Genomic DNA, 19,230 nt, shown 5'->3' with positions numbered 1-19,230 from the left:
GTACTTGAAGGCTTGGCAGGGCAGCCCGCCGAATACGGCGGCCTGCCAAGCCTTGGCGAAGTCGGCCGAGCCGACAGCGGTTGTGGTCAGAGGCCGATGTCGGCCAGCCACTGGCTTGTGGTCCGGGGGGTGACTCCCAGCAGCTTCTGGGCGGAGGTCTCCGGCGTGATCGAGCGGCCAGGCATGGAGCTCATCGCCTGATATGCCCCTGCGATGTCAGCGGCGGCGCTCTCCCCGATCAGGGGAGCCATTGAGGTACGGAACTCCTCGGGCGTGATCTGGTCGAAATCCACGTCCCGTCCGAGCCTGGCGCCGAACGCTTCGGCCAGGTCCGGTCCCGTGATCGCCGGGTACTGGCCGACGGAGACCACGCCGGTGACGTCCGTGCGGTCGAGCAGGGCGACGACGGCGTCGGCGATGTCCAGGTGGGAGGCCCAGGAGACGGGGAAGTCGGCCCGGATCGGGTAAGGCAGAACGCCGCGCTCGCGGACCGAGTCGATGACGTGCGGCATGAGCAGGTTCTCGAGGTAGAGCTCGGGCGCGATGACCGCGTGGGACACACCGCTGTCGGCCAGGCCGGCGGCCAGAGTCGCGGCGGCACCGCCGATGGCGGGATCGATGGGGAAACCGCTGGTGGAAAACACGACGCGGCCCGGCCAGGCCTCACCGACAGCAGTGAGGATGTTGTGCGCGTAGGTCTGGCGGTCCTCCTCGGAGGCCACCGGCAGGTGGACGAAGACCCCTTCGGCACCTCGGTAGGCGTCGGTCAGGTCGGCGGCGAAGGAGTAGCCGGCGGCAACGACGCGCTGCGCGCCGTGCACGACGGCATCGGGGTTGCGGGTCAGAGCGGTCACGGATTTGCCCGTAGCGGCGAGAGCGGCGACAACAGGGGCACCCTGGGCGCCGGTGGCGCCATGTATCACGTAGGTCATGGCGCCATTAGTGCATGCAATGCACCAGTTACATCAACTGCACTAATGGAGTACGGTCAGAAATTGTGACTGATCCCTGTCTCCCCGAGTGCGGCGTCGCCCGTTTCCTCACCCTGCTCAACGGGCCGTGGGCCACCCTGATCGTGCGCGAACTGCTCCACGGCCCCCACCGGTTCAACCAGCTACGCGAGGCCCTGCCGGGCATCAGTCCGCACACCCTGACCAGCCGACTGCGCCAGTTCGAGCGGCACGGCATCGTCACCCGCACGACATATGCGGAGATCCCGCCGCGCGTTGAATACGCGCTGACCCCTCTTGGTGAGGGGCTGCGCGAGGTCCTGGAGGCCATGGGGACATGGGCCATGGCGGTGCCGGATCCCGAGTCCGGCATCACCGCCTGACGTACGCCTGGCCCGGCGACCCGGACACGGTCACGGTCACGGTCACGGTCACGGTCACGCCGAGGATGCGAGCCTCTGGCGCAGGGAGTCGTTGTCGTCGTGGTGGACGACCTCCTCGAAGCGCAGCCGCAGGCCGTGCTTGTCCAGCAGCTCCGCCACGATCGCGTCGAGCCGCTCGCGATGTTCCTTCGTCTGCGCCTGGAGGTACGCCTCGCGGACATCGTCGGGCTCGTCGGCGAGGACCTGGTCCATGCGCTCGCGGATGTACCGCTTGAGGTTGATGTGCTCCATGAACACCTCACCGACTCCCGCCTCGGCGAGCTGCCCGAAAAGGTCGTCCAGAAGCTCAGGCTGGGTGGCGAAGTGGGGCAGGAGCGGGCCGACGAAGGCGTAGGTGTGGATGCCGGCCTCTTTCAGTTCGGCCAGGGTGCGCAGGCGGCGGGAGGCGAGCGGGGCGCGGACCTCCAGCCAGCGGCTGACCTTGTCGTCGGTGGTGGTCACGGTCATACCGACCTCGGCACGCGGCAGACTGGTGAGCAGGTCGATGTCGCGGGTGACGACAGGCGACTTGGTCAGGATGCGCACCAGGCCCGGGTACTCGACCGCTTGCAGTTCGCGCAGGATGCCGCGGGTGAGCCGGTACTTCGTCTCGTGGCCCTGGTAGGGGTCGGTGACCGAGCTGAGCAGCATCGTGCCCCGCCGCTTGTCCTGCGGCATCTTCGCCAGCTCCTTGCGGGCGAGTTCGACCGCGTTCTTCTTCACGTACAGGTAGTCGCCCCACTCCTTCACCGTCCGCCCGAACTGGCGCCCGGCGAAGCTGGCGAAGCAGTAGGCGCAGCCCAGCACGCAGCCGGTGTAGGGGTTGATGACGTAGTCGTTCGACGGGGTCTTCGACTTCTGGATGAGGGTCTTCGCCTCGATCTCGATGGGCTCCACGTCTGGTTCCTTCCGGTTGTGCCGTCTGGCGGGCCAGCGATGCCGGCGCGTCCGCGCACCGGCCGGCCCCTGCCTGGGCGGGCTGTAGTCCGGGGCACTCCACAGGGAGCACGCCGATTCCATCACCTAGAACAATAATCTCTGGAAGTTGCTTCCATAGAATGTAAATGGTTTGCTGGTTGGCGTCACGCGCAGGGCCTCAATGACTCCTGCGCAGCCCAGACGTCCACTCGGCGTTTACGGCAGTCGACTCCTGAGGGAGGGGAGATCACACCCAGTTATCTTTTTGCACCAGAGAGTCATATTCATTCATGTTTGTGATGAGAGGAGTGAGTGTCGTGGGTGCTCCCGCGTTCAACTCGGTCGGATGGTTCGAGTTCGGTACCGACCAGGCCGACGAGGTCAAGAAGTTCTACGGCGAGCTGTTCGACTGGTCCTTCACGCTCAACACCAACCTGGAGGGCGTCACCTACTGGGAGGTCGCCACCCCGGGCAGCGAGCAGGCCAGCGGCGGGATCTTCGAGTCCGGCGGCCGATTCCCCAATTATGCGATCTTCTACGTACTCGTGCAGGACGTGGCCGAGACGATCGAGCGCGCCAAGGGTCTCGGTGGTGAGGTGCTGATGGAGCCGGTCACCGATGCCGCCGGCATCACCTTCGGCCGACTGCGAGACACCGCGGGCAATCATGTCGGCGTCTTCTCGCCCCCCTCGCAGTAACCACGCAGCCGGACCGAGCTCGGGCGTGCGCCCGATGGCGGCCGGCACCGGCACCACCCGACCGCACCGCCCGGTACCGGGCAGCGAGGAGCAGTCCCCATGACCAGCACGAATATCGATCTGGCGCGCACGTACTTCCAGGCTGTCCAGACCGGCGACATGGCCACCCTCGGTGATCTCCTCGACGAGGCGATCACCTGGCACCAGCCAGGCGCCAACCAGTTCTCCGGCGACCACAACGGACAGGGCGCCGTCTTCCAGATGCTCGGCGGAATGATGGAGGCCAGCCAGGGCACCTTCGCGATCGACGAGGTCCACACCGTCATGACCAACGGCGACCTGGTCACCGCCACCATCCACTTCACCGGCCGCCGCGGCGACACGTCGATGAGCATGGACGGCGTCGACGTCCTGCGCATCGAGAACGGCAAGATCACCGAGATGTGGCTCTTCTCCGAAGACCCGGCCGCCGAAGACGCCTTCTGGGGCTAGAACCGCGGTGCCCGGCACCGGGCACCCACGAGTCGATCCGTACGCACACGAAAGGCGCCCGCATGCTGAGGATGACCGAGCAGGAGTGGCGGGCGTTCGCCATGTACGGCACCCGTACCGGCAAGCTGTCCACCGCCCGCGCCGACGGCAGCCCCCACGTCACACCGGTCTGGTTCCTCCTCGACGGCGACGACATCGTGTTCACCACCGAGAAGAACGGGGTCAAGGGCCGCAACCTCGCCCGCGACGGACGGTTCGCCCTCTGTGTCGACGAGGACCGGCCACCGTACGCGTTCGTCCTCCTCCAGGGCCGCGCAGAGATCTCCGAGGACCCTGACGACATGCTGCGCTGGGGCGGACTCCTCGGCGTCCGCTACATGGACGAGAACCGTGCCGAAGAGTACGCCGCACGCAACGGCGGCCCCGGCAACCTCCTCGTCCGCGGCCGCATCGACAAAGTCATCGCCTTCGCCGGTATCGCCGACTGAATCGTGGGGTGACGGGCCGGGGCTGTGTTCCCCCGGCCCGTCACCGCACGAGCATTGCCGATCCGTCGCGGCTCACGATGCAGGTCGGCCGGGCTGCTTCGGCGCCCGCACAGCCGGTACCGGTGTCTGCGCGATGGCCCCCCGCTGCGCGTCCAGGGCGCGTCCGGCTACCCGCAGCGTGCCGAGGACCGCGGTCACCTCGCGTACGGACCGCTCGGGAATCACCGACCCGATACGCAGTTCCAGCTCCTCCTCGAAGACCTTCAGCGCCCCGTCCACCAGCTTCCGGCCCTTGGGCGTGAGCTCGACGATCGAGGAACGGCGGTCGTTCGGATTGGCCCGCCGCTCACACAGGCCCGCTGTCTCCAGACGGTCGACCACCTTGCTCGTGCCACCCACCGTGATCGAGAACTCCTCCGCGATGTCCTGGATCCGCCGGCCTGGTTGCCGCAGCAGCAGGTGCAACACCTCGAACGAGGTCAGCACCAGGTCGTACTCGGCCTTCAACCGCCCCTCGATGCCATCCCACAGCTCGATCTCCAGCGAGACCAACTCCCGGTACAACAGCTTCAGGTCAGCGTCAGCCATCACTCATCTTCCAAAGAATTATCTTCCATAGACACCTAATTATATGTCACCGGTATCGAGCCTCAGAGTGTTTGGTTCGGGTGCGGTTGGGTTCGCAGCACTCGAACGGGAGAGGTGGGCTGCGACAGGGCACCGCGCAATTGCCGGTTCTCCACGGTCAGTTGGTTAACGGCGCGAACAAGATGATCGACGTCGGTCCGCAACTGGGACAGCTCTGCCGTGTCCTTGGCTCGGAGCTCCTTAAGAGCTCGCGCGGATAGGGCACGCGCGTCACGGGCACCGGGCAGGGCGAGCATCCCACCTGTAACGGACCCAGGACCGGCGGACCGGGCGGCGGATGATGATGACTGCGCTGGCCAGTGCGACCCAGGCGTTGTGCACGCACTCCTGCCGGTCGGTCACCTTTGCCAGCGTCGAGAACCCTCGGTTGTGCCATGAGGTTGGGTCGGCCGCGTGGCGAGGTGCCTGGAGACAGGTCCTTTCCCTCGCGGCCGACCCAACGTCCTGGCTGTCCGGCTACCGGCGTCCGAGCCCTCACTACGAGCGCAATCCTCGCAACTACCTGGCCTTTCTCGGCCTCGCCGCCGCCCTCTGCTGCCACAAACGACTCATCCGCCTCACCACATAGGACACGGTCAAGCGCGTGATGGATCGAGCCGGGCTTCACGCTCGACCACTCGTGCGCACCCCAGCACTCCAGGTCATTGCGCACCTGGTAGCCGTGCGCGCGGCCACGCTGGCGGACGGCACCCAGGACGAGGAGACGGATCACGGGCATGCAGAGAACCCTTCCCCTTCTAATCAATTTTGACTAGTGTGCGGGTATGGCCGAAAAGACGATCCCCTTGCTCCCATGTCAGACCATCCAGCCCGTCATCGACTTCTACACGGCTCTCGGTTTCGAGGTGACCTTCCTGCAGAAGAGCCCCAACCCGTTCGCGGTTGTCGAGCGAGGCGATATCGGGCTGCAGTTCTTCGGCATGAAGAAGTACGAGCCCAGCGAGTCGTACAGCACGTGTTATGTCCTCACCGACAACGTGGACGGGCTGTACGAGGCGTTCCGGGCCGGGCTCAAGGCCGCGTACGGGAAGATCCCGAGCCGGGGCATTCCGCGGATCGGGCCGCTCAAGGACATGTCCTACGGGGTGCGGCAGTTCCTGATGACTGACCCCGGGGGCAACTGCATCCGGGTCGGGCAGCCCACCAGCGAGGACCTGCACCACCGGCCCGCCCCCAAGGAGACCTTCGCGCGAGCGCTGCACAACGCCACGCTCTTCGCCGACTCCAAAGAGGACCCAGCAGGTGCGGCGAAGATCATCGACCGGGTGCTCGGGCTCGAGGGCGAGCGGCCGACACCCGCGCAGCTCGTACGCCTCCTCGTCCTGCGCGGCGACGTGGCCGGGCGGCTCGGTGACGAGACGACGGCGGTGTCCGCGCTGAAGGAGGCCGCCGCGGTCCAACTCACCGATGAGGAACGGCAGTCGGTCAGCAGCGACCTGGAGAGACTGAAGGACCTGGCGGGTTCGGAGCCGAAGCTTGAGGAGTGACATCTGAGCTGGATCGTCGGCCCGCCGTTCGGACCGGTCCTTGGCGTGCTGAACCCATCTGGCAGTCCGGCCGCCTCATGTCTGAGGGCTGGACCTATCCGCACGACCTCTAAGTTTGACGATCTGTCGGCGCAGGCGGATCTCAGAGTCCGGCGTGTGTCCGCGCGCCCTGACCTGCGTGTAGAAGTCGTTCTTGAGGTCGAGGTGGCGCTGGGTGAGCGCGTTGCGCGGCACCCCGACTTCCTGGGCCAGGGCGACAACCGTCCATGGCCGCGCGAATACGGACGCGTTCGTCGGGCGCAGGGCTCATGCGGTGCCGTCCTGGAGGCTGATGCGATGGGGTGGTGGGCGTTGGCGAGACCGCGAAGGCAGGTGACGTTGCCACGCAGGCGCTCGCCCAGCGGACTGGGGACATGGCCTGCCTGCTGCTCAAGCGAGGTGGCACGGAGCCGAAGGCCGGTGGCGTGCTGATCGGTGCGGGCGATGTTCGCACAGGCGGGGACGCACTGGTCGAGGCTGGGGGTGTCCTCGAGGCCGCGATGACACAGGGCCTTGTCGCGCTTGTAGACGCACATCAGCAGCGTGCGGGGATTGTCGTAGACGGCCAGGTCGAAGTTGGCGAGGATCTGGCGGGCCTGCCGGGCGGTGATGACGGTGCCGGTGTACTGGGGCGCGGTGCCGGCGGCCTTGATGGCCCGGCGGGCGGCGGGCCCGGAGATGCCAAGGCCGTCCTCGAGAGCGGCATTCAGGTTGGCGACCGTCTCGATGGTGGCGCGGGCCGTCTCGACGTCGAGGAGGTCGTGGATGCCGTCCCGGCTGCGCGCGGCATACCCGGCCGCTACAGCAGTCCGCAGATGACCGTACTGAATCGCGAGCGCGACAAGGCCCCGGGGCGGCGGGCGATGTGCCAGGCCAGGCTCCTGCGGAACCGCTCGGTGCGATCCTCCCGCGCGGGTCCGGCGGGAATACCTCACCGGCCAGGCCGCGAGCGGTTGCCTCGTGGTTGGCCCAGGTGATGAAGTCCTCCACCCGTTTCCCCAGGGTATGCACGGTGAGGGAGCCGGTGCCGACCCGGGTGCCGCGCAGGTCGTGGGCGTGGTGATCGAACAACAGCTGCCCTTGGGAAACCATGCGTTCCAGAACACGGATGGCGTTCACGACAGGGGCAATGGCCACCCAGGGAGCATCGCGGACTTCGCCCTCGGAACGATGGTTGCCGTCGTCGTCGCGGGCGGTCTTGTACACGGTGCTCGTGATCAAGTGCCGCCCCGTACGCCCCGCAGCGTCCGGCTTCGGATCGGGGCAGCATCCGTTGCGCATTCGGCCGCCTCTCCGGGACGCATCCCCGTCAGACAGGCGATCACGATGAAACACGCCGTGCTCAACTGGCGCATCAGAAAGCCTGCTTCGGTGTAGTCGACGGCCTCTCCCCAGGGGATCCCGCCGAGCTTGCCGGTGACCGGGACACTGAGCGGGCAGGGGCCCGGCCGCTCCAGGGCAGCCTGCCGCCCAACCGCTGTGTGGTACGAATCGCGTGACGGCCGTACTCACTCAGTACCTGGGTGGTGCACTCTCAGCATGGTGATGCCCCGGTTGGTGAGCCACACGGCCAGCCGGCACCAGGTCCCGATCGTCTGGCAGAGCACCTTGGACGCCTGACGTGAGCGCCAGGTGGGATGACGCTTACGCAGGAACACCGCGGGCAGTTCGCCATTGATCAAGGTCCAGGCGGCCAGCCGCATCTCCTCCCGGAACGGGTCGGGGAACGTCGGCCAGTGGATGGTGCTGTGCGTGACGCCCGGGTTGGCGTTCATCGGGATCAGCGGCCAGGCCGGCGCCGCGTAGCGCGCGATCGGGCCGGTGCAGCCATCGACGATCCGGTGGGTGGGGATGACGGGGGTGTCGGGTCCGAGAAGGACACGGACGGGGGCTGAGGTGGCCGTCACGGGTCGAGGTCTCCGTTGAGCAGCAGGGCGATGAGTTCGCGGTCGGTGTCGGTCACCTCGGCCAGGGCGCGGGTCCATACCGCGGTGTCGGGCTGGCCCTTGAGGTGCTCCAGGCGGGCGTACCCGTCCTCCCACTGGCGTTGCCCCTGGCCCGGCTCGATGGCGGTGCGCAGGTTGTCGAGCGCGTGGTGCAGGTTAGCCAGACGGCTGTGGTGGGCGGGGTGAATCCGGGCGTTGGGGCAGGCCAGGCACATCAGGAACGAGGCCCAGCAGCCTCCGCCGGGGCCTGCGCGAGGCCGATGGCCGCCTGGTGCTCGATGAGTGTGGCGTTCACGGCCCGGTCGGTGGCCAGCCGCAGATACGTCTGGTCGACGTGCGACAGCCTGCCGTACTTCAGTGCGTCGATCCCGCCGACGACCGGCGTGCAGCCGACGTTGCAGCCGTGCGCGACCAGCAGTCCGGCGACCGTCACATGCAGGTCCTTGAGGCGGGCCCCGCCGCCGGTGACCGAGGTGAACACCTGGTCGGCGCCGGTCCACGAGAACACCTCCAGCAACACCTCCAGCAGGCCGACGCGAGGCAGCATCGCCTCCACCGCCTTCCGCAAGTCCAGGAGCGAGGCCGGTTCGGGCTCCGGCTCCAGGGCGGCGAAGTGCAGGCGGCCGTCGTCGTCGAACACGATCTGCGAGTTCGCCGGCACCCGCCCCGCGACCTCCCGGTAAGTGCCGTCCAGCAGTGCGGCCCGCGCCGCCGGGTGCTCCCCCGTCTCGCCAGGCAGGTTGAGCGAGGCGAGCACGGTCGGCTTGGCCTGCTCCCACGCTTCCCCGTCCAGCAGCTTCGCCCTCGGATCGCCCCACTTGGAGGAGTTCTTCGCGAACACCTCCCGCCGCCGCAGCATGCGGTGGAAGGACTCCAGCACACAGAACACGTACGCCTTCCAGTCCGCCGCGCCCGGCTCCAGGTGCGGCGGACAGCACGAGGCGCCGCCACGACCCGGCCAGCAGCGACGTGTCGATCTCGTCGGGCCCCACCTTCTTGCGCCCCGTCAGGTCGGGCAGTGACTTCAGCACCGGCAGGCCCTCGGGGGTGGCGCCGAAGTCGACGACCTGGACCAGGAGCTTGAGAAACGGCCGTACGGTGGGGAACCGGGTGACCAGCATCGACCGCCACGCCTCGTCCGCGTCGGAGTCCAGCGGCGGCGTCAGCTCGAACAGCGCGGCGATCGCGGCCGCCAGCTCCTCCCGGGGCACCACCTGCTCAACCTCCGCCCACATCGCCTCCAGCGTTTCCACCTTGGGCGCCGCGATCTCCCCGGTGTCGGTGTCGACCTGCTCGGAGGTGGTGTCGAACACGACCCGGAACACGGTTGCCAGCCACATCCCGGCCCGCTCCACCCTCGGCAGCGTCTTCAGCTTCTGCTTCGCCGTCTCCCGCTCCGCCCTGACCAGCAGCTTCGTCGCGATCAGCACCTCCAGCAGATCAAGCGCGTCGTCGACCGCCCTGCTCGTCAGGTAGACCGCAGTGGCCAGCAAAGTGGCCAGGCGCCGGGAATCACCGTGGCGCCGCAGTAGGGACGCCTTTCCGTCCACCCCGTACCGCGACAGCTCCACCAGCCGCCGCGGCGGTATCGCGGACACATCCACCTGGTCCATCGCGAAGGCAGCGATCTCCTCGGCTCGCTCCAGCGCCCACTTCATCCGCGACCCGGAGATCCGCACTGGCCCCCGGCGCAGCCGGTCCAGCTCCGACACCCGCCCGGCGATCTTTCCGCGAACCTCAGCGGAGCCCCCAGCCCGTGTGCCGGCTGACCATGATCGTTCTCAGCGCCAACGGCTGTACCGATGTTCCCCGAGGCCGGAGACCGGACCGCCCCCGCACTCAGCTCCGCCCCGGCGCCCCCGCCCGCAACCCGTCCATGACGATGTCCAGCAGCCGTGTGGCCTGCGTGTGCCAGTCGCCGCTGATGTCGATCTGCCAGATCCCGGCGATGGCGCGCAGGAAGTCACCGGCACTCACGCCGGGGCGGATGGTGCCGGCCTCGTGGTTGGCGGCGAGCAGGAACTCGATCGACCCGAACACCATCGAGTAGCCCGACGGCTCGGGCCCGTCCGCCGCGCCGGCCGCCTGCCGCAGCGCGTCGGCCAGCCCGGTCTTGGCCATGATGAAGCGGGCGAGGCGGTCCATCCACACGCGCAGGGCCCGGTCGGGCTCCATCGTCTTCAGCAACTCGGCCGCACTGTCGGTGAGTTGCCGCACCTCGTGCTCGTACGCCTCCAGGACGAGCGCCTCGCGGTTGGGGAAGTTGCGGTAAAGCGTCCCCTGCCCGACGCCCGCCTTCTTGGCGATCGTGCTCAGCGGGACGTCCGCGGAACGTGACAGTTCGACCAGCGCCACTTCCAGGATGCGCTCCCGGTTGCGCTGCGCGTCCGACCGCTGAGGCCCGCCGGTCCTCGACTCCACTGCTCCTCCACTCTCTCCCTGCTGGACGACTGTCCGCTTACCCCTCCACCATAACGCCCGGACGCGTCCGACGTCATAGGCCGGCGGCACCCACTCCGCCGCCCCGATCTCGTACACGAAACCGCCGCTCACGCCACTCTCCGGTGTCATTCACACAGACCCCCCTTGCAATTTCCGATCTCCCGTGCGTACCTTCATACCCGTAAGCGAAACGGACAGTCGTCCGCTTCTGATCGACCCTGAGGAACACCCCATGTCTCTCGTTCTCGACCCCACCGCCCAGGACCTCCTGTTCCGCGAGGCCCGTACCGCCAACACGTTCACCGGCGAGCCGGTGACCGACGAGCAGGTGCAGGCGATCTACGACCTGGTCAAGTACGGTCCGACCTCCATGAACGGGTCGCCGCTGCGCGTCACGCTGGTCCGCTCCGGCGAGGCCCGCGAACGCCTGCTGCGGCACGTGTTCGAAGGCAACCGGAACAAGACCGCCACCGCCCCGCTGGTCGTGATCCTCTCCGCGGACAACGAGTTCCACGAGGAACTGCCGCAGCTGCACCCGCACTTCCCGCAGGCCAAGGACCTCGTCTGGGGCGAGCGCGCGTTCCGCGAGAAGAACGCCACCCTGAACGCCGCTCTCCAGGCCGCCTGCTTCATCATCGGCGCCCGCGCCGCGGGGCTCGCCGCCGGCCCGATGACCGGCGTCGACCTGGCGGGCGTCCAGAAGGAGTTCCTGGACGACGACCACACCCCGCTGATGGCCGTCAGCGTCGGCAGGCCGGGCGAGGACGCCTGGTTCCCGCGCGCCCCGCGCCTGGAGTACGACCAGGTCGTCACCGCGGCGTGAACGACCCCAGCGTCCCGCCGCACGACCGCCGCGCAGGAGAAGGCAGAGATGACCATCCGCGTTCTGCTCGCAGACGGCCAGGCCCTGGTCCGGTCCGGTTTCCGCATGTTCCTCCAGGCGGAGCCGGACCTGGAGGTCGTCGGGGAAGCGGCGACGGGCGGCGAGGCGGTCGCCCTGGCCCGCGGCACCCGTGCCGACGTCGTCCTGATGGACGTCCGGATGCCCGGCATGGACGGTCTCGCCGCCACCCGCGCCATCACGAGTGACGAGAACCTCACGGACGTACGGGTGCTGATCCTGACGGCCCACGAGAGCGACGACCACGTCGTCCGGGCGCTGCGCGCCGGGGCCGGCGGGTTCCTCGGCAAGGGCGTCGAGCCGGCCGCCCTCCTGAGCGGCATCCGGATGGTCGCCCGCGGGGAGACACCGCTGTCCCCCACCGCGACCAAGGCCCTCATCACCCGCTACCTCGCCCTGCCGGACCCGGCGAACGTCCCGGTGCCGGAGCTGAGGACGCTCACCGAACGCGAGAGCCAGGTGCTCGGCCTCGTCGCCGCCGGCCTCTCCAACCACGCCATCGGGGACCGGCTACGCGTCTCGCCCCTGACCGCCAAGACCCACGTCAACCACATCATGGCCAAGCTCGACGCCCACGACCGCGCCCGACTCGTCGCGATCGCCTACCGGACCGGCTTCACCAGACCTCGCGCGACACCCGGCGAGGAGAGACCGGAACAGCCATGGGCCCCCAGCCGCTAGTGGGCCACGAGCCGCACCCCCGTCACCAGCGCCGGGAGAATCCGCACCGCGTGTTCCATGGTCCGGTCCACCCAGGGACGCAACAGGGCGTCGTAGAGGGCGAGTTCGGCCGGGTCCGTGACCAGGTCGGCGTAGCCCGTGACGACGACGCTCCAGCCGAGGTGGGTGTGGGGGTCGATGTCGTCGGCCTCGTAGGCGACGACGACCCCCATGCCGTCGCCCCGCACCGTGTGCAGCGTGAGAGCGGCGTGTTCGTGGGTGCGGATGACGACGGCGCCGTCGACGAGGACGTGGTTGACCGGGCGGACGGTCGGCAGGGCCTGCCGGGTGAAGACGACGCGTCCGAGGGAGACGCTGCCCAGCAGCCGCAGCGCCTCGGCACTGTCGAGTTCGACGCTTCTGCGCGCGGGGAGCGGGGTGGCGGTGGTGTCATCGTCGGTCATGGCGGGTTTCTGTGAGAGGGCGGGGCTCGGTCGTGCGGGCGGAGCGGCACCACGGGGGTGGGTGCCGCTCCTGTCTCCACTGTCCCGCCGGGGAGGTCCCGGCGCCGGTGCCGTTGGTCCCGGATCCGGGGCCGGTCGGCCCTTCATGTCCCGGGGTCCGTGCGCCAAGGGGGTGGCAGGTGCGTCCGGCGGTGCGCGGCCTGTCCGGCCCGCGCGAGGACCCGGTCCTCCAGCCGGTCGGCGAGTTCCCGCGCGGTGGCCTCCTCCGCGTGGACGACGAGGACCGTGCCGTCCACCAGGAGCCGGGCCGTGGCGAACCAGGGCCGCCTGATGTGGCGGGCCGCCGCCCTGACCACGGTCAGCGCGCCCTCGACGGGCAGGCCGAGGCGTCCGCAGGCCGCGTCGAGCTTGGCGAGAACCCGGGCGACCTCCTCCTTGTCGACCTCGCCCTGGACCCTGACCCGTACGGCCCCGTGTGCCGTCATGCGCCTCACGTCCTTCCGCTCGTCTCGGGTCCAGCCTCGTGCGGCGGGCGTCCGCGAGGCAGGTGCTGTCGGTCCCGGTCCGGGGGCCGGTCGGCCCTGGCGGAGGACTTGGCCCGTTCTCGGTGTCCTCTGCGGGCACCGGCCGCTACCTTGGCCTGACCGGAGAGGCCGGGACGCGGAATCATCGAGGAGTGCTGGTGGGAAGTCCCGAGGACGCCCGGGTACGGCTGCCTCAGCTGCGGCTGGACGAACTGCTGGACGAGCTGCAGGTCCGGCTGGACGCGGCGAGGGGGACCCGGGACCGGGTGCACAGCCTGCTGGAGGCGGTGCTGTCGGTCGGCCGGGAGCTGGATCTGGAGCAGGCGCTGCACAGCATCGTGGAGGCGGCTGCGGTCCTGGTGGACGCCGAGTACGCGGCGCTGGGGGTGATCGGTCCCGACGGGAAGCGGCTGTCGGCGTTCCACACCGTGGGGATCAGTGCGGAGCAGATCGCGGAGATCGGCCCGTACCCGGAGGGCCACGGCATCCTGGGCGAGCTGATCCACCACCCGGAGCCGCTGCGGCTGGCGAAGATCTCCGACCACCCGGCGTCGTACGGCTTCCCGCCGCACCACCCGCCGATGAACACGTTCCTCGGCGTCCCGATCCGGGTGCGCGACCAGGTGTTCGGCAACCTGTACTTCACGGAGAAGCGCGGCGGTGTCCTGTTCGACGAGGAGGACGTCTCGGTGACGTCGACGCTCGCGGTCGCGGCGGGCGTGGCCATCGACAACGCGCGCCTGTACGCGGAGTCGCGGCTGCGGGAGCGGTGGCTGGGGGCGAACGCGGAGATCACGCACCGGCTGATGTCGGGCAGCGGGCAGGCGGAGGTGCTCGGGCTGATCGCCGAGCGCGCGAGGGACATCACGGGCGCGGCGCTGGCCGTCGTCGCGATGCCGATGGAGGACACCGGGTCGTTCACGGTCGAGCTGGCGATCGGTCAGGAGGCGGACGCCCTGCGCGGTCTGGTGCTGTCCACCGAGGGGGGTCTGGTCGGTACGGCGTTCACTCGTGGGAGTGCTGTCACGAGCGACGAGCGGCTGTCGCTCGTACCGTCGCTGGGCCCGTCCGTGGCGGTGCCGGTCGGTACCGGGGACGACGGGGTGCGCGGGGTGCTGCTGCTGGTGCGGGAGGCGGGGCGGGTGCCGTTCTCCGGCAAGGAGATCGGGCCGCTCCAGGTGTTCGCCGCGCAGGCGGCCATCGCGATGGAGCTGGCGGAGCGGCGCCGGGACGCGGAGGAGATCGCGGTGCTCAAGGACCGCGACCGCATCGCCCGCGACCTGCACGACCTGGCGATCCAGCGGCTGTTCGCGACGGGGATGACGTTGCAGAGCGCGGGGCGGTTCATCGAGCACTCGGAGGCGTCCGAGCGGGTGCTGCGCGCGGTGGACGACCTCGACGAGACCATCAAGATCATCCGGTCGACGATCTTCGGGCTGCGGGCCCGGGAGGGTGCCTCCGGTGCCGGGCTGCGGGCCCGCGCGATCCGCGTCGTCGGCGAGGCGGCCCCCGCCCTCGGCTTCGCGCCGAGCTTCCGCATGGAGGGCCTGATCGACACGGACGTCCCCAAGGAGGTCGCCGACCACGCCGTCGCCGTCCTCTCCGAGGCCCTCACCAACATCACCCGCCACGCCCGCGCCGGCCACGCCGAGGTCGTCCTCACCACGGACGGCCACGACCTGACCCTGACCGTCCACGACGACGGCGTCGGCATCCCCTCCGAGGGCCGTCGCAGCGGGCTGCTCAACATGGAGGAGCGGGCACGGGAGCTGGGCGGCCGGCTGGAGTGGGACTGTCCCGACGGGGGCGGTACGACGCTGGTGTGGCGGGTGCCGGTGACCGCCATCTAGCGCACCGGGCCGACCGGCCCTCAGTCGGGGTCGGTCGGCTCACGGCGCTGCCAACTCTCGCGCGTCATCCTGGAGTTGAGGGACACAGAGAGAGGAGGAAGCGCATGAGCGGCATGATCGAACGGTTCCCCGGCTGGCCGGTACTGCCCGACCTGTTCGGCTGGGTCGAGTCCGGGCTGCCCGGACTGCACGGCGTCGCGGGCCTGCACGGCATCCGCGTCGAGGAACACCTGACGGACGGCGCGTACGTACTGCGCGCCGAACTGCCGGGCGTCGACCCCGGCAAGGACGTCGAGCTCACCGTCTCCGAGGGCGTGCTGACCCTGCGGGCCGAGCGCACCGAGGAGACCACCGAGGGGCACCGTACGGAGTTCCGCTACGGCACGTTCGCCCGCAGCGTCCGGCTGCCCCTCGGGGCCAAGGGCGACGAGGCGACCGCGGCGTACAAGAACGGCGTCCTGACCATCACGGTCCCGCTGCCGGAGGAGAAGACGGGGACGCGGACCATCCCCGTGCACAGCGGCTGACCCAGGGGGTGTGCGCGGCCGGCGCGAACCGGCCGCGCACTTCTCTGTCCGGTCTCAGACAGGTACTGGGCCTCGTTCGCCACGCTGTCGTCCAGGATCTCCGGCTTTCGCAGCTCCACCAGGAGGGCCTTGAACTCGGCGCTCTCGCAGCGGTCACCGATCAGGGCGCCGCCGGTACGAGGCGGCAGCGGACGGCGACGACGCCCTCGACCGCTCGGGCCAGACGTTCGGCCGTGTCCGCCGAGGTGCTGCCGTCGACGCTGCCGGTCAGGGTGACGACGCCGTCGGTGACCTCGACCCCGATCCGGGCGCCCGTGACCGGGGCGACGGTCCGCCGTACCTCGTCGGCGAGTTCGGTGTCCTCGCGCAGGAACACCTTCAGCAGGTCGGCGCGGCTGACGACGCCTTCGAGATACCCCTCGGCGTCGATGACGTACAGCCGCTTGACCCGGCGGCGGGCCATGATGCGCGCGGCCTCGGGGAGGGTGGCGTCGGCGTGCACGGTGACGGCGGGCGTGCTCATCGACTCCCCGGCGGTCAGGGCGCCCGCCTTCGCGAGGTCGGCGAGGCGCTCCTGCTGGACGGCACGGTCGGGGTCGCTCTCCCGGAACTCCTCCTTGGGCAGCAGGTCGGCCTCGGAGACAACGCCGATCACCCTCCCGTCGCCCTCCAGGACGGGGACGGCGGCGACCTTCCACCGCTCCATCAGCGTGACGACGTCCTTGAAGAGGGTCTCCCTGCCGACGGCGACGACCGTGTGGGTCATCACGTCGCTCACTGTGTACGGGCCGGCGTCCATGAGGTCCTCCCGAGTCCTGTCCTGTCGCGTCCAGCGTGTGAGCGGGCGCCTCGCGCGGACCACGGGCCGCTCGGTCCCGGTGACGGGCCGTACGGCCCTGCCTCGCGGGGCCGGTGCGCGGGCCGTTCGCCCCATGTGCCGGGCGTGGCACGGGAGTTGACTGAAAGTGAGGGGAACGGCCCCGCCGAGGGAGGGTGAGGACAGTGGGCACGAGTCTCACACCGGAGTTCTGGGAGCGCTTCACGGTCCTGCTGGCCGTGGCGATCGTGGTGACGGTCGTACTGAGCGCGGCGCTGGACACGCTCGTCGTCCGCCTGCGCCACCGGCGCACGCACAGCCGGCCCACGCGGCAGCCTCGGCTCCCCCGCACGCACGCGCACTGCTGACACACCGGTTCGGGCGCCCTCCCCGTCGCGACGGGGAGGGCGCCCGAACCGTCGTACGTGCCCGTCACGGCCGGGCCGGCACCGTGATCACCGGCACCCGCGCGTGCCTGACGCACTCCCGTACGACCGGGCCGTGCGCGGAGCGCCCCACGGCGAGCAGGGCGGCGTCCCGGGCCCGTTCCAGGAGCACCCGTGCGGCTGTCCCCTCGGCCAGGACGGGCTGTACGGCGACGTCGGCACGTTCGCCGAGCGTCTTGAGGAGGCTGTCCTCAAGGATGCGCACGGCCTCGGCCCGCTGCTGCGCGGCCGTCGGGCAGGCGGCCACGGAGGCGTAGGGCGCGAGGTGGCGGCCGAGGGGTTCCCAGGCGTGGACGGCGACGACCCGCGCGTTCAGCAGACGGGCCTGCCCGGCCGCCCAGCACAGGGCGGCCAGGGACTCCTCCGAGCCGTCGACGCCCACCACGATGTCGGTCATTTCCTGAACTCCCGATGGTCGTCGTGGTCACCGAAGTAGTGCCGTTCCTCGACGTACTCCCGTTCGCCCGGCCGCAGGACCGAGCCGGGAGTGCCGATGAAGGCGACGAGTCCGACGATGCCCGCCGCCATCAGGGAGAACCCGACGACGAACGAGCTGTAGCCGAACACCATGCACGCGCCCACGATGGTCGCGCCGATGAGAGCGAGCGGGATCATGACCGTGCTCCTTCCTCCGTTGCCGTGCGCCGCGCCGGTCAGAGCCTGCGCAGCCAGTCGTCGGCCACGCCGTGCAAGGCCTGTTCGGCGGGGCGCAGACGGGTGTCGTCGATGCGGTAGGTGAGGTGGTCGACGACGTCCACGACACCGTCGAGCCGACGGGTCATGCCGACCGCGATGGGGATCTCGCTGCGCCGCTCCAGCCGTCCCGTGAGAGAGACGATGCCCTCGCACACCGAGACGTCGATGGTCTGCGGGACCAGCCAGAGCGTGTCGACGAGGACCTCCTGCCGTACGGCACGCAGGATCTCCTCGTCCGGGCGCAGGAAGACGTGGAGGAGGTCGTGGCGGGTGACGATGCCGACGAGCCGGTCCTCCTCGTCCACGACCGGCAGCCGCTCCACGCGGCGCGCGGCCATCAGGCGGGCCGCCTCGGTGGCGGTGGCGTCGGCGCGGACGGTGACGGCGGGTGCCGTCATGATGCCGCCGGCGGTGCGGGCCCGGCTCCTGGCCGCCGCGCGCCGGGCGCGGGGGCTGAAGCGGTGCCGTACGCCGGTGCGCACCGCCTGGTGCGGGACGAGGTCGGTCGCGGAGATCACGCCGATGACCGTGCCGTCCTCGTCGACCACCGGGAGGCCACCGATGCGGTGGTCGTCGAGCAGCCGCACCACCTCCTTGAACGGGGTGCCGTACCGGGCGGTGACGACCTCGTGGGTCATGAGGGCGCCGACCTCGATGGGCTTCATGTCCGGGCCTCCTCTCGCGGAGCCCTCCTCACCGGGCCCCGGCTCCAGGTTCCGGCGCGGCGCGCACGGGTCACAGAGGCTGGGCGGGTACCGGTGAGGGCCGGACGGTCCCTGTCGCGGCCCGGTGGGCCGTACCAGGCTGGGCGTGGAGAGGGAGGTGCCGTGATGGAACACCCCGTGGTGGTCGGAGTCGACGGGTCCGAGGAGAGCATGGCCGCGGCCCTGTGGGCGGCGCGTGAGGCGTTGCGGCGCGGCCGGCCGCTGCGGCTGGTGCACGCCTGGGACCGGTACACGCGGCAGCACGACACCGTGCTCGCCGGAGCCGCTCAACGCCACCTGGCCCGCCGCACGCTGCACCGGGCGGAGGAGCGGGTGCGTGCCGCGTGTCCCGGGCTGCCGCTGAGCGACGAGTTGCTGGCTGGTCCGGCAGCCGCTGCTCTGGTACGGGAGGCCAGGCGCGCACGGCCGCTGGTGCTGGGGTCGCACGGGTGGAGCGGGTTCGCCGGGTTCCTGGTGGGGTCGGTCGCGCTGGGGGTGGTGGCGAAGGCCGAGGGTCCGGTGGTCCTGGTGCGTGCGGAGGAGGATGCGCCGGACGAGCACGTCCCGGAGGCCGACGGCAGCGCTTCCGAGTACACCGGCTACCGGAATGTCGTGCTCGCGGTGGACGTCGCCGATTCGTGCGACGAGGTCGTCGAGTTCGCCTTCGAGGCGGCACGGCTGCGGCAGGCCCGGCTGCGTGCGGTGTACGCCTGGCACTCGTCCGGCGCGCTCGGCCTGGGTCCGGGGGACGTCGCTCTCGTGGACCGGCCGGCCCAGGCCGAGGAGTGGCTGGGTTTCCTCCGCGCCGTACTCGCTCCGTGGCGCGACAAGTATCCCGACGTAACGGTCCTGGAGACCGTCGTCGAGGACCGGCCCACCACCTCTCTGGTCCGCACCGCGACCGGCGCGAGCCTCCTCGTGGTCGGCCACCGGCTCACCCACCACACAGGCCCTGTCACCCACGTCGCGATCCAGCACGCCGGATGTCCGGTGGCGGTGGTGCCGCACCGCTGAGTGATACACGGGGTCGAAAAGCGCCACGGGCACGGAATCCCACCGTCGCCGCTCCGCGGCGGACTTCGGCCTCGGTGCTCCTCGCGCTGCTGGGAAC

The 19,230-nt window shown here is 70.1% G+C and carries 24 protein-coding genes and 3 pseudogenes; 13 read left to right on the top strand and 14 right to left on the bottom strand.

The annotated features are described in order from the left end of the window. Positions 1–86 precede the first annotated feature (86 nt). Complete coding sequence (locus J8M50_RS46705; protein WP_029184677.1) at positions 87–932, bottom strand: SDR family oxidoreductase; 846 nt, start codon at positions 930–932, stop codon at positions 87–89. A gap of 65 nt (positions 933–997) precedes the next feature. On the opposite strand from J8M50_RS46705, the gene J8M50_RS46700 reads away from it, so the two are divergent. After that, positions 998–1,333, top strand: a complete 336-nt coding sequence (locus tag J8M50_RS46700) for a winged helix-turn-helix transcriptional regulator (protein WP_010360522.1) — start codon at positions 998–1,000, stop codon at positions 1,331–1,333. Positions 1,334–1,387: 54 nt separating this feature from the next. Here the strand turns inward: J8M50_RS46700 and J8M50_RS46695 are convergent, their stop codons facing one another. Beyond that, the gene (locus tag J8M50_RS46695) at positions 1,388–2,269 is read right to left on the bottom strand and encodes an SPL family radical SAM protein (protein WP_010360523.1); all 882 of its coding nucleotides are present in this window, start codon (positions 2,267–2,269) and stop codon (positions 1,388–1,390) included. 338 nt (positions 2,270–2,607) lie between these two features. Between J8M50_RS46695 and J8M50_RS46690 the strand changes: the two genes are divergently transcribed. The 3 genes from J8M50_RS46690 (at position 2,608) to J8M50_RS46680 (ending at position 3,968) form a co-directional block, all read left to right on the top strand. Continuing rightward, a complete protein-coding gene (locus J8M50_RS46690; protein WP_040838712.1) occupies positions 2,608–2,988 on the top strand; it encodes a VOC family protein in 381 nt (126 codons plus the stop codon). A gap of 99 nt (positions 2,989–3,087) precedes the next feature. Next, a complete protein-coding gene (locus J8M50_RS46685) occupies positions 3,088–3,480 on the top strand; it encodes a nuclear transport factor 2 family protein (RefSeq protein WP_010360525.1) in 393 nt (130 codons plus the stop codon). A 62-nt stretch (positions 3,481–3,542) separates the two neighbouring features. After that, positions 3,543–3,968, top strand: a complete 426-nt coding sequence (locus J8M50_RS46680) for a PPOX class F420-dependent oxidoreductase (protein ID WP_010360526.1) — start codon at positions 3,543–3,545, stop codon at positions 3,966–3,968. Positions 3,969–4,040: 72 nt separating this feature from the next. On the opposite strand, the gene J8M50_RS46675 is transcribed toward J8M50_RS46680, so the two are convergent. Further along, positions 4,041–4,556 (bottom strand): MarR family winged helix-turn-helix transcriptional regulator, encoded by a 516-nt coding sequence (locus J8M50_RS46675; RefSeq protein WP_010360527.1) that lies wholly within the window; start codon positions 4,554–4,556, stop codon positions 4,041–4,043. Positions 4,557–5,058: 502 nt separating this feature from the next. Here J8M50_RS46675 and J8M50_RS46670 point away from each other — a divergent pair. After that, positions 5,059–5,184, top strand: a pseudogene (locus J8M50_RS46670) (IS5/IS1182 family transposase); the annotation flags it as partial. On the opposite strand, the pseudogene J8M50_RS46665 reads toward J8M50_RS46670, so the two are convergent. Next, positions 5,185–5,334: pseudogene (locus J8M50_RS46665) on the bottom strand (PadR family transcriptional regulator); the annotation flags it as partial. Between the two features lie 46 nt (positions 5,335–5,380). Between J8M50_RS46665 and J8M50_RS46660 the strand changes: the two are divergent. Then, entirely contained in the window at positions 5,381–6,103 is a 723-nt protein-coding gene (locus tag J8M50_RS46660; RefSeq protein WP_010360528.1) for a bleomycin resistance protein, read from the top strand. Between the two features lie 413 nt (positions 6,104–6,516). Next, positions 6,517–7,119, top strand: a complete 603-nt coding sequence (locus tag J8M50_RS46655; protein ID WP_141655669.1) for a hypothetical protein — start codon at positions 6,517–6,519, stop codon at positions 7,117–7,119. Positions 7,120–7,650: 531 nt separating this feature from the next. Here J8M50_RS46655 and J8M50_RS46650 read toward each other — a convergent pair. From J8M50_RS46650 to J8M50_RS46630, 4 genes and pseudogenes are all read right to left on the bottom strand, one after another. Further along, positions 7,651–8,049: a hypothetical protein gene (locus tag J8M50_RS46650; RefSeq protein WP_010360884.1), complete on the bottom strand. Its 399-nt coding sequence runs from the start codon at positions 8,047–8,049 to the stop codon at positions 7,651–7,653. Next, a complete protein-coding gene (locus J8M50_RS46645; RefSeq protein WP_010360886.1) occupies positions 8,046–8,303 on the bottom strand; it encodes a hypothetical protein in 258 nt (85 codons plus the stop codon). The genes J8M50_RS46650 and J8M50_RS46645 overlap by 4 nt, the downstream gene beginning before the upstream one ends. 6 nt (positions 8,304–8,309) lie before the next feature. Beyond that, positions 8,310–9,803, bottom strand: a pseudogene (locus J8M50_RS50355) (Tn3 family transposase); the annotation flags it as partial. Between the two features lie 124 nt (positions 9,804–9,927). Beyond that, entirely contained in the window at positions 9,928–10,509 is a 582-nt protein-coding gene (locus J8M50_RS46630) for a TetR/AcrR family transcriptional regulator (protein WP_010360890.1), read from the bottom strand. A gap of 253 nt (positions 10,510–10,762) precedes the next feature. On the opposite strand from J8M50_RS46630, the gene J8M50_RS46625 reads away from it, so the two are divergent. Next, complete coding sequence (locus J8M50_RS46625) at positions 10,763–11,353, top strand: malonic semialdehyde reductase (protein WP_010360891.1); 591 nt, start codon at positions 10,763–10,765, stop codon at positions 11,351–11,353. A gap of 48 nt (positions 11,354–11,401) precedes the next feature. Beyond that, positions 11,402–12,112 carry a response regulator gene (locus J8M50_RS46620; protein ID WP_010360892.1) on the top strand — a complete coding sequence of 237 codons (711 nt, stop codon included), beginning with the start codon at positions 11,402–11,404 and terminating at the stop codon, positions 12,110–12,112. On the opposite strand, the gene J8M50_RS46615 is transcribed toward J8M50_RS46620, so the two are convergent. Then, positions 12,109–12,555, bottom strand: coding sequence for a pyridoxamine 5'-phosphate oxidase family protein (locus J8M50_RS46615; RefSeq protein ID WP_010360893.1), 447 nt, complete (start codon positions 12,553–12,555; stop codon positions 12,109–12,111). The genes J8M50_RS46620 and J8M50_RS46615 overlap by 4 nt on opposite strands. Before the next feature lie 143 nt (positions 12,556–12,698). Beyond that, positions 12,699–13,040: a hypothetical protein gene (locus tag J8M50_RS46610; RefSeq protein WP_010360894.1), complete on the bottom strand. Its 342-nt coding sequence runs from the start codon at positions 13,038–13,040 to the stop codon at positions 12,699–12,701. Positions 13,041–13,237: 197 nt separating this feature from the next. On the opposite strand from J8M50_RS46610, the gene J8M50_RS46605 reads away from it, so the two are divergent. After that, positions 13,238–14,929, top strand: coding sequence for a sensor histidine kinase (locus tag J8M50_RS46605; RefSeq protein WP_010360895.1), 1,692 nt, complete (start codon positions 13,238–13,240; stop codon positions 14,927–14,929). Between the two features lie 104 nt (positions 14,930–15,033). Then, positions 15,034–15,456, top strand: a complete 423-nt coding sequence (locus J8M50_RS46600; RefSeq protein ID WP_010360896.1) for an Hsp20/alpha crystallin family protein — start codon at positions 15,034–15,036, stop codon at positions 15,454–15,456. 160 nt (positions 15,457–15,616) lie between these two features. On the opposite strand, the gene J8M50_RS46595 is transcribed toward J8M50_RS46600, so the two are convergent. Beyond that, on the bottom strand, positions 15,617–16,255 hold the full coding sequence (locus J8M50_RS46595; protein WP_010360897.1) for a CBS domain-containing protein: 639 nt from the start codon (positions 16,253–16,255) through the stop codon (positions 15,617–15,619). A gap of 203 nt (positions 16,256–16,458) precedes the next feature. Between J8M50_RS46595 and J8M50_RS46590 the strand changes: the two genes are divergently transcribed. Next, positions 16,459–16,641, top strand: a complete 183-nt coding sequence (locus tag J8M50_RS46590) for a hypothetical protein (RefSeq protein ID WP_010360898.1) — start codon at positions 16,459–16,461, stop codon at positions 16,639–16,641. Between the two features lie 64 nt (positions 16,642–16,705). Here J8M50_RS46590 and J8M50_RS46585 read toward each other — a convergent pair whose 3' ends face one another. From J8M50_RS46585 to J8M50_RS46575, 3 genes are read right to left on the bottom strand one after another with little or no spacing between them, the layout of a single operon-like run. Next, positions 16,706–17,116, bottom strand: a complete 411-nt coding sequence (locus J8M50_RS46585; RefSeq protein WP_010360899.1) for a universal stress protein — start codon at positions 17,114–17,116, stop codon at positions 16,706–16,708. Beyond that, on the bottom strand, positions 17,113–17,334 hold the full coding sequence (locus J8M50_RS46580) for a hypothetical protein (RefSeq protein WP_010360900.1): 222 nt from the start codon (positions 17,332–17,334) through the stop codon (positions 17,113–17,115). The genes J8M50_RS46585 and J8M50_RS46580 overlap by 4 nt, the downstream gene beginning before the upstream one ends. 38 nt (positions 17,335–17,372) lie before the next feature. Then, positions 17,373–18,080, bottom strand: a complete 708-nt coding sequence (locus J8M50_RS46575) for a CBS domain-containing protein (RefSeq protein ID WP_010360902.1) — start codon at positions 18,078–18,080, stop codon at positions 17,373–17,375. 165 nt (positions 18,081–18,245) lie between these two features. Between J8M50_RS46575 and J8M50_RS46570 the strand changes: the two genes are divergently transcribed. After that, entirely contained in the window at positions 18,246–19,133 is an 888-nt protein-coding gene (locus J8M50_RS46570; protein ID WP_010360903.1) for a universal stress protein, read from the top strand. Positions 19,134–19,230: the final 97 nt, after the last annotated feature.

The organism is Streptomyces acidiscabies, from assembly GCF_020010905.1.
Taxonomy (GTDB): domain Bacteria; phylum Actinomycetota; class Actinomycetes; order Streptomycetales; family Streptomycetaceae; genus Streptomyces; species Streptomyces acidiscabies.
The sequence above is the reverse complement of the archived record's forward strand: the minus strand, read 5'-3'. Positions and strand labels throughout refer to the sequence as shown.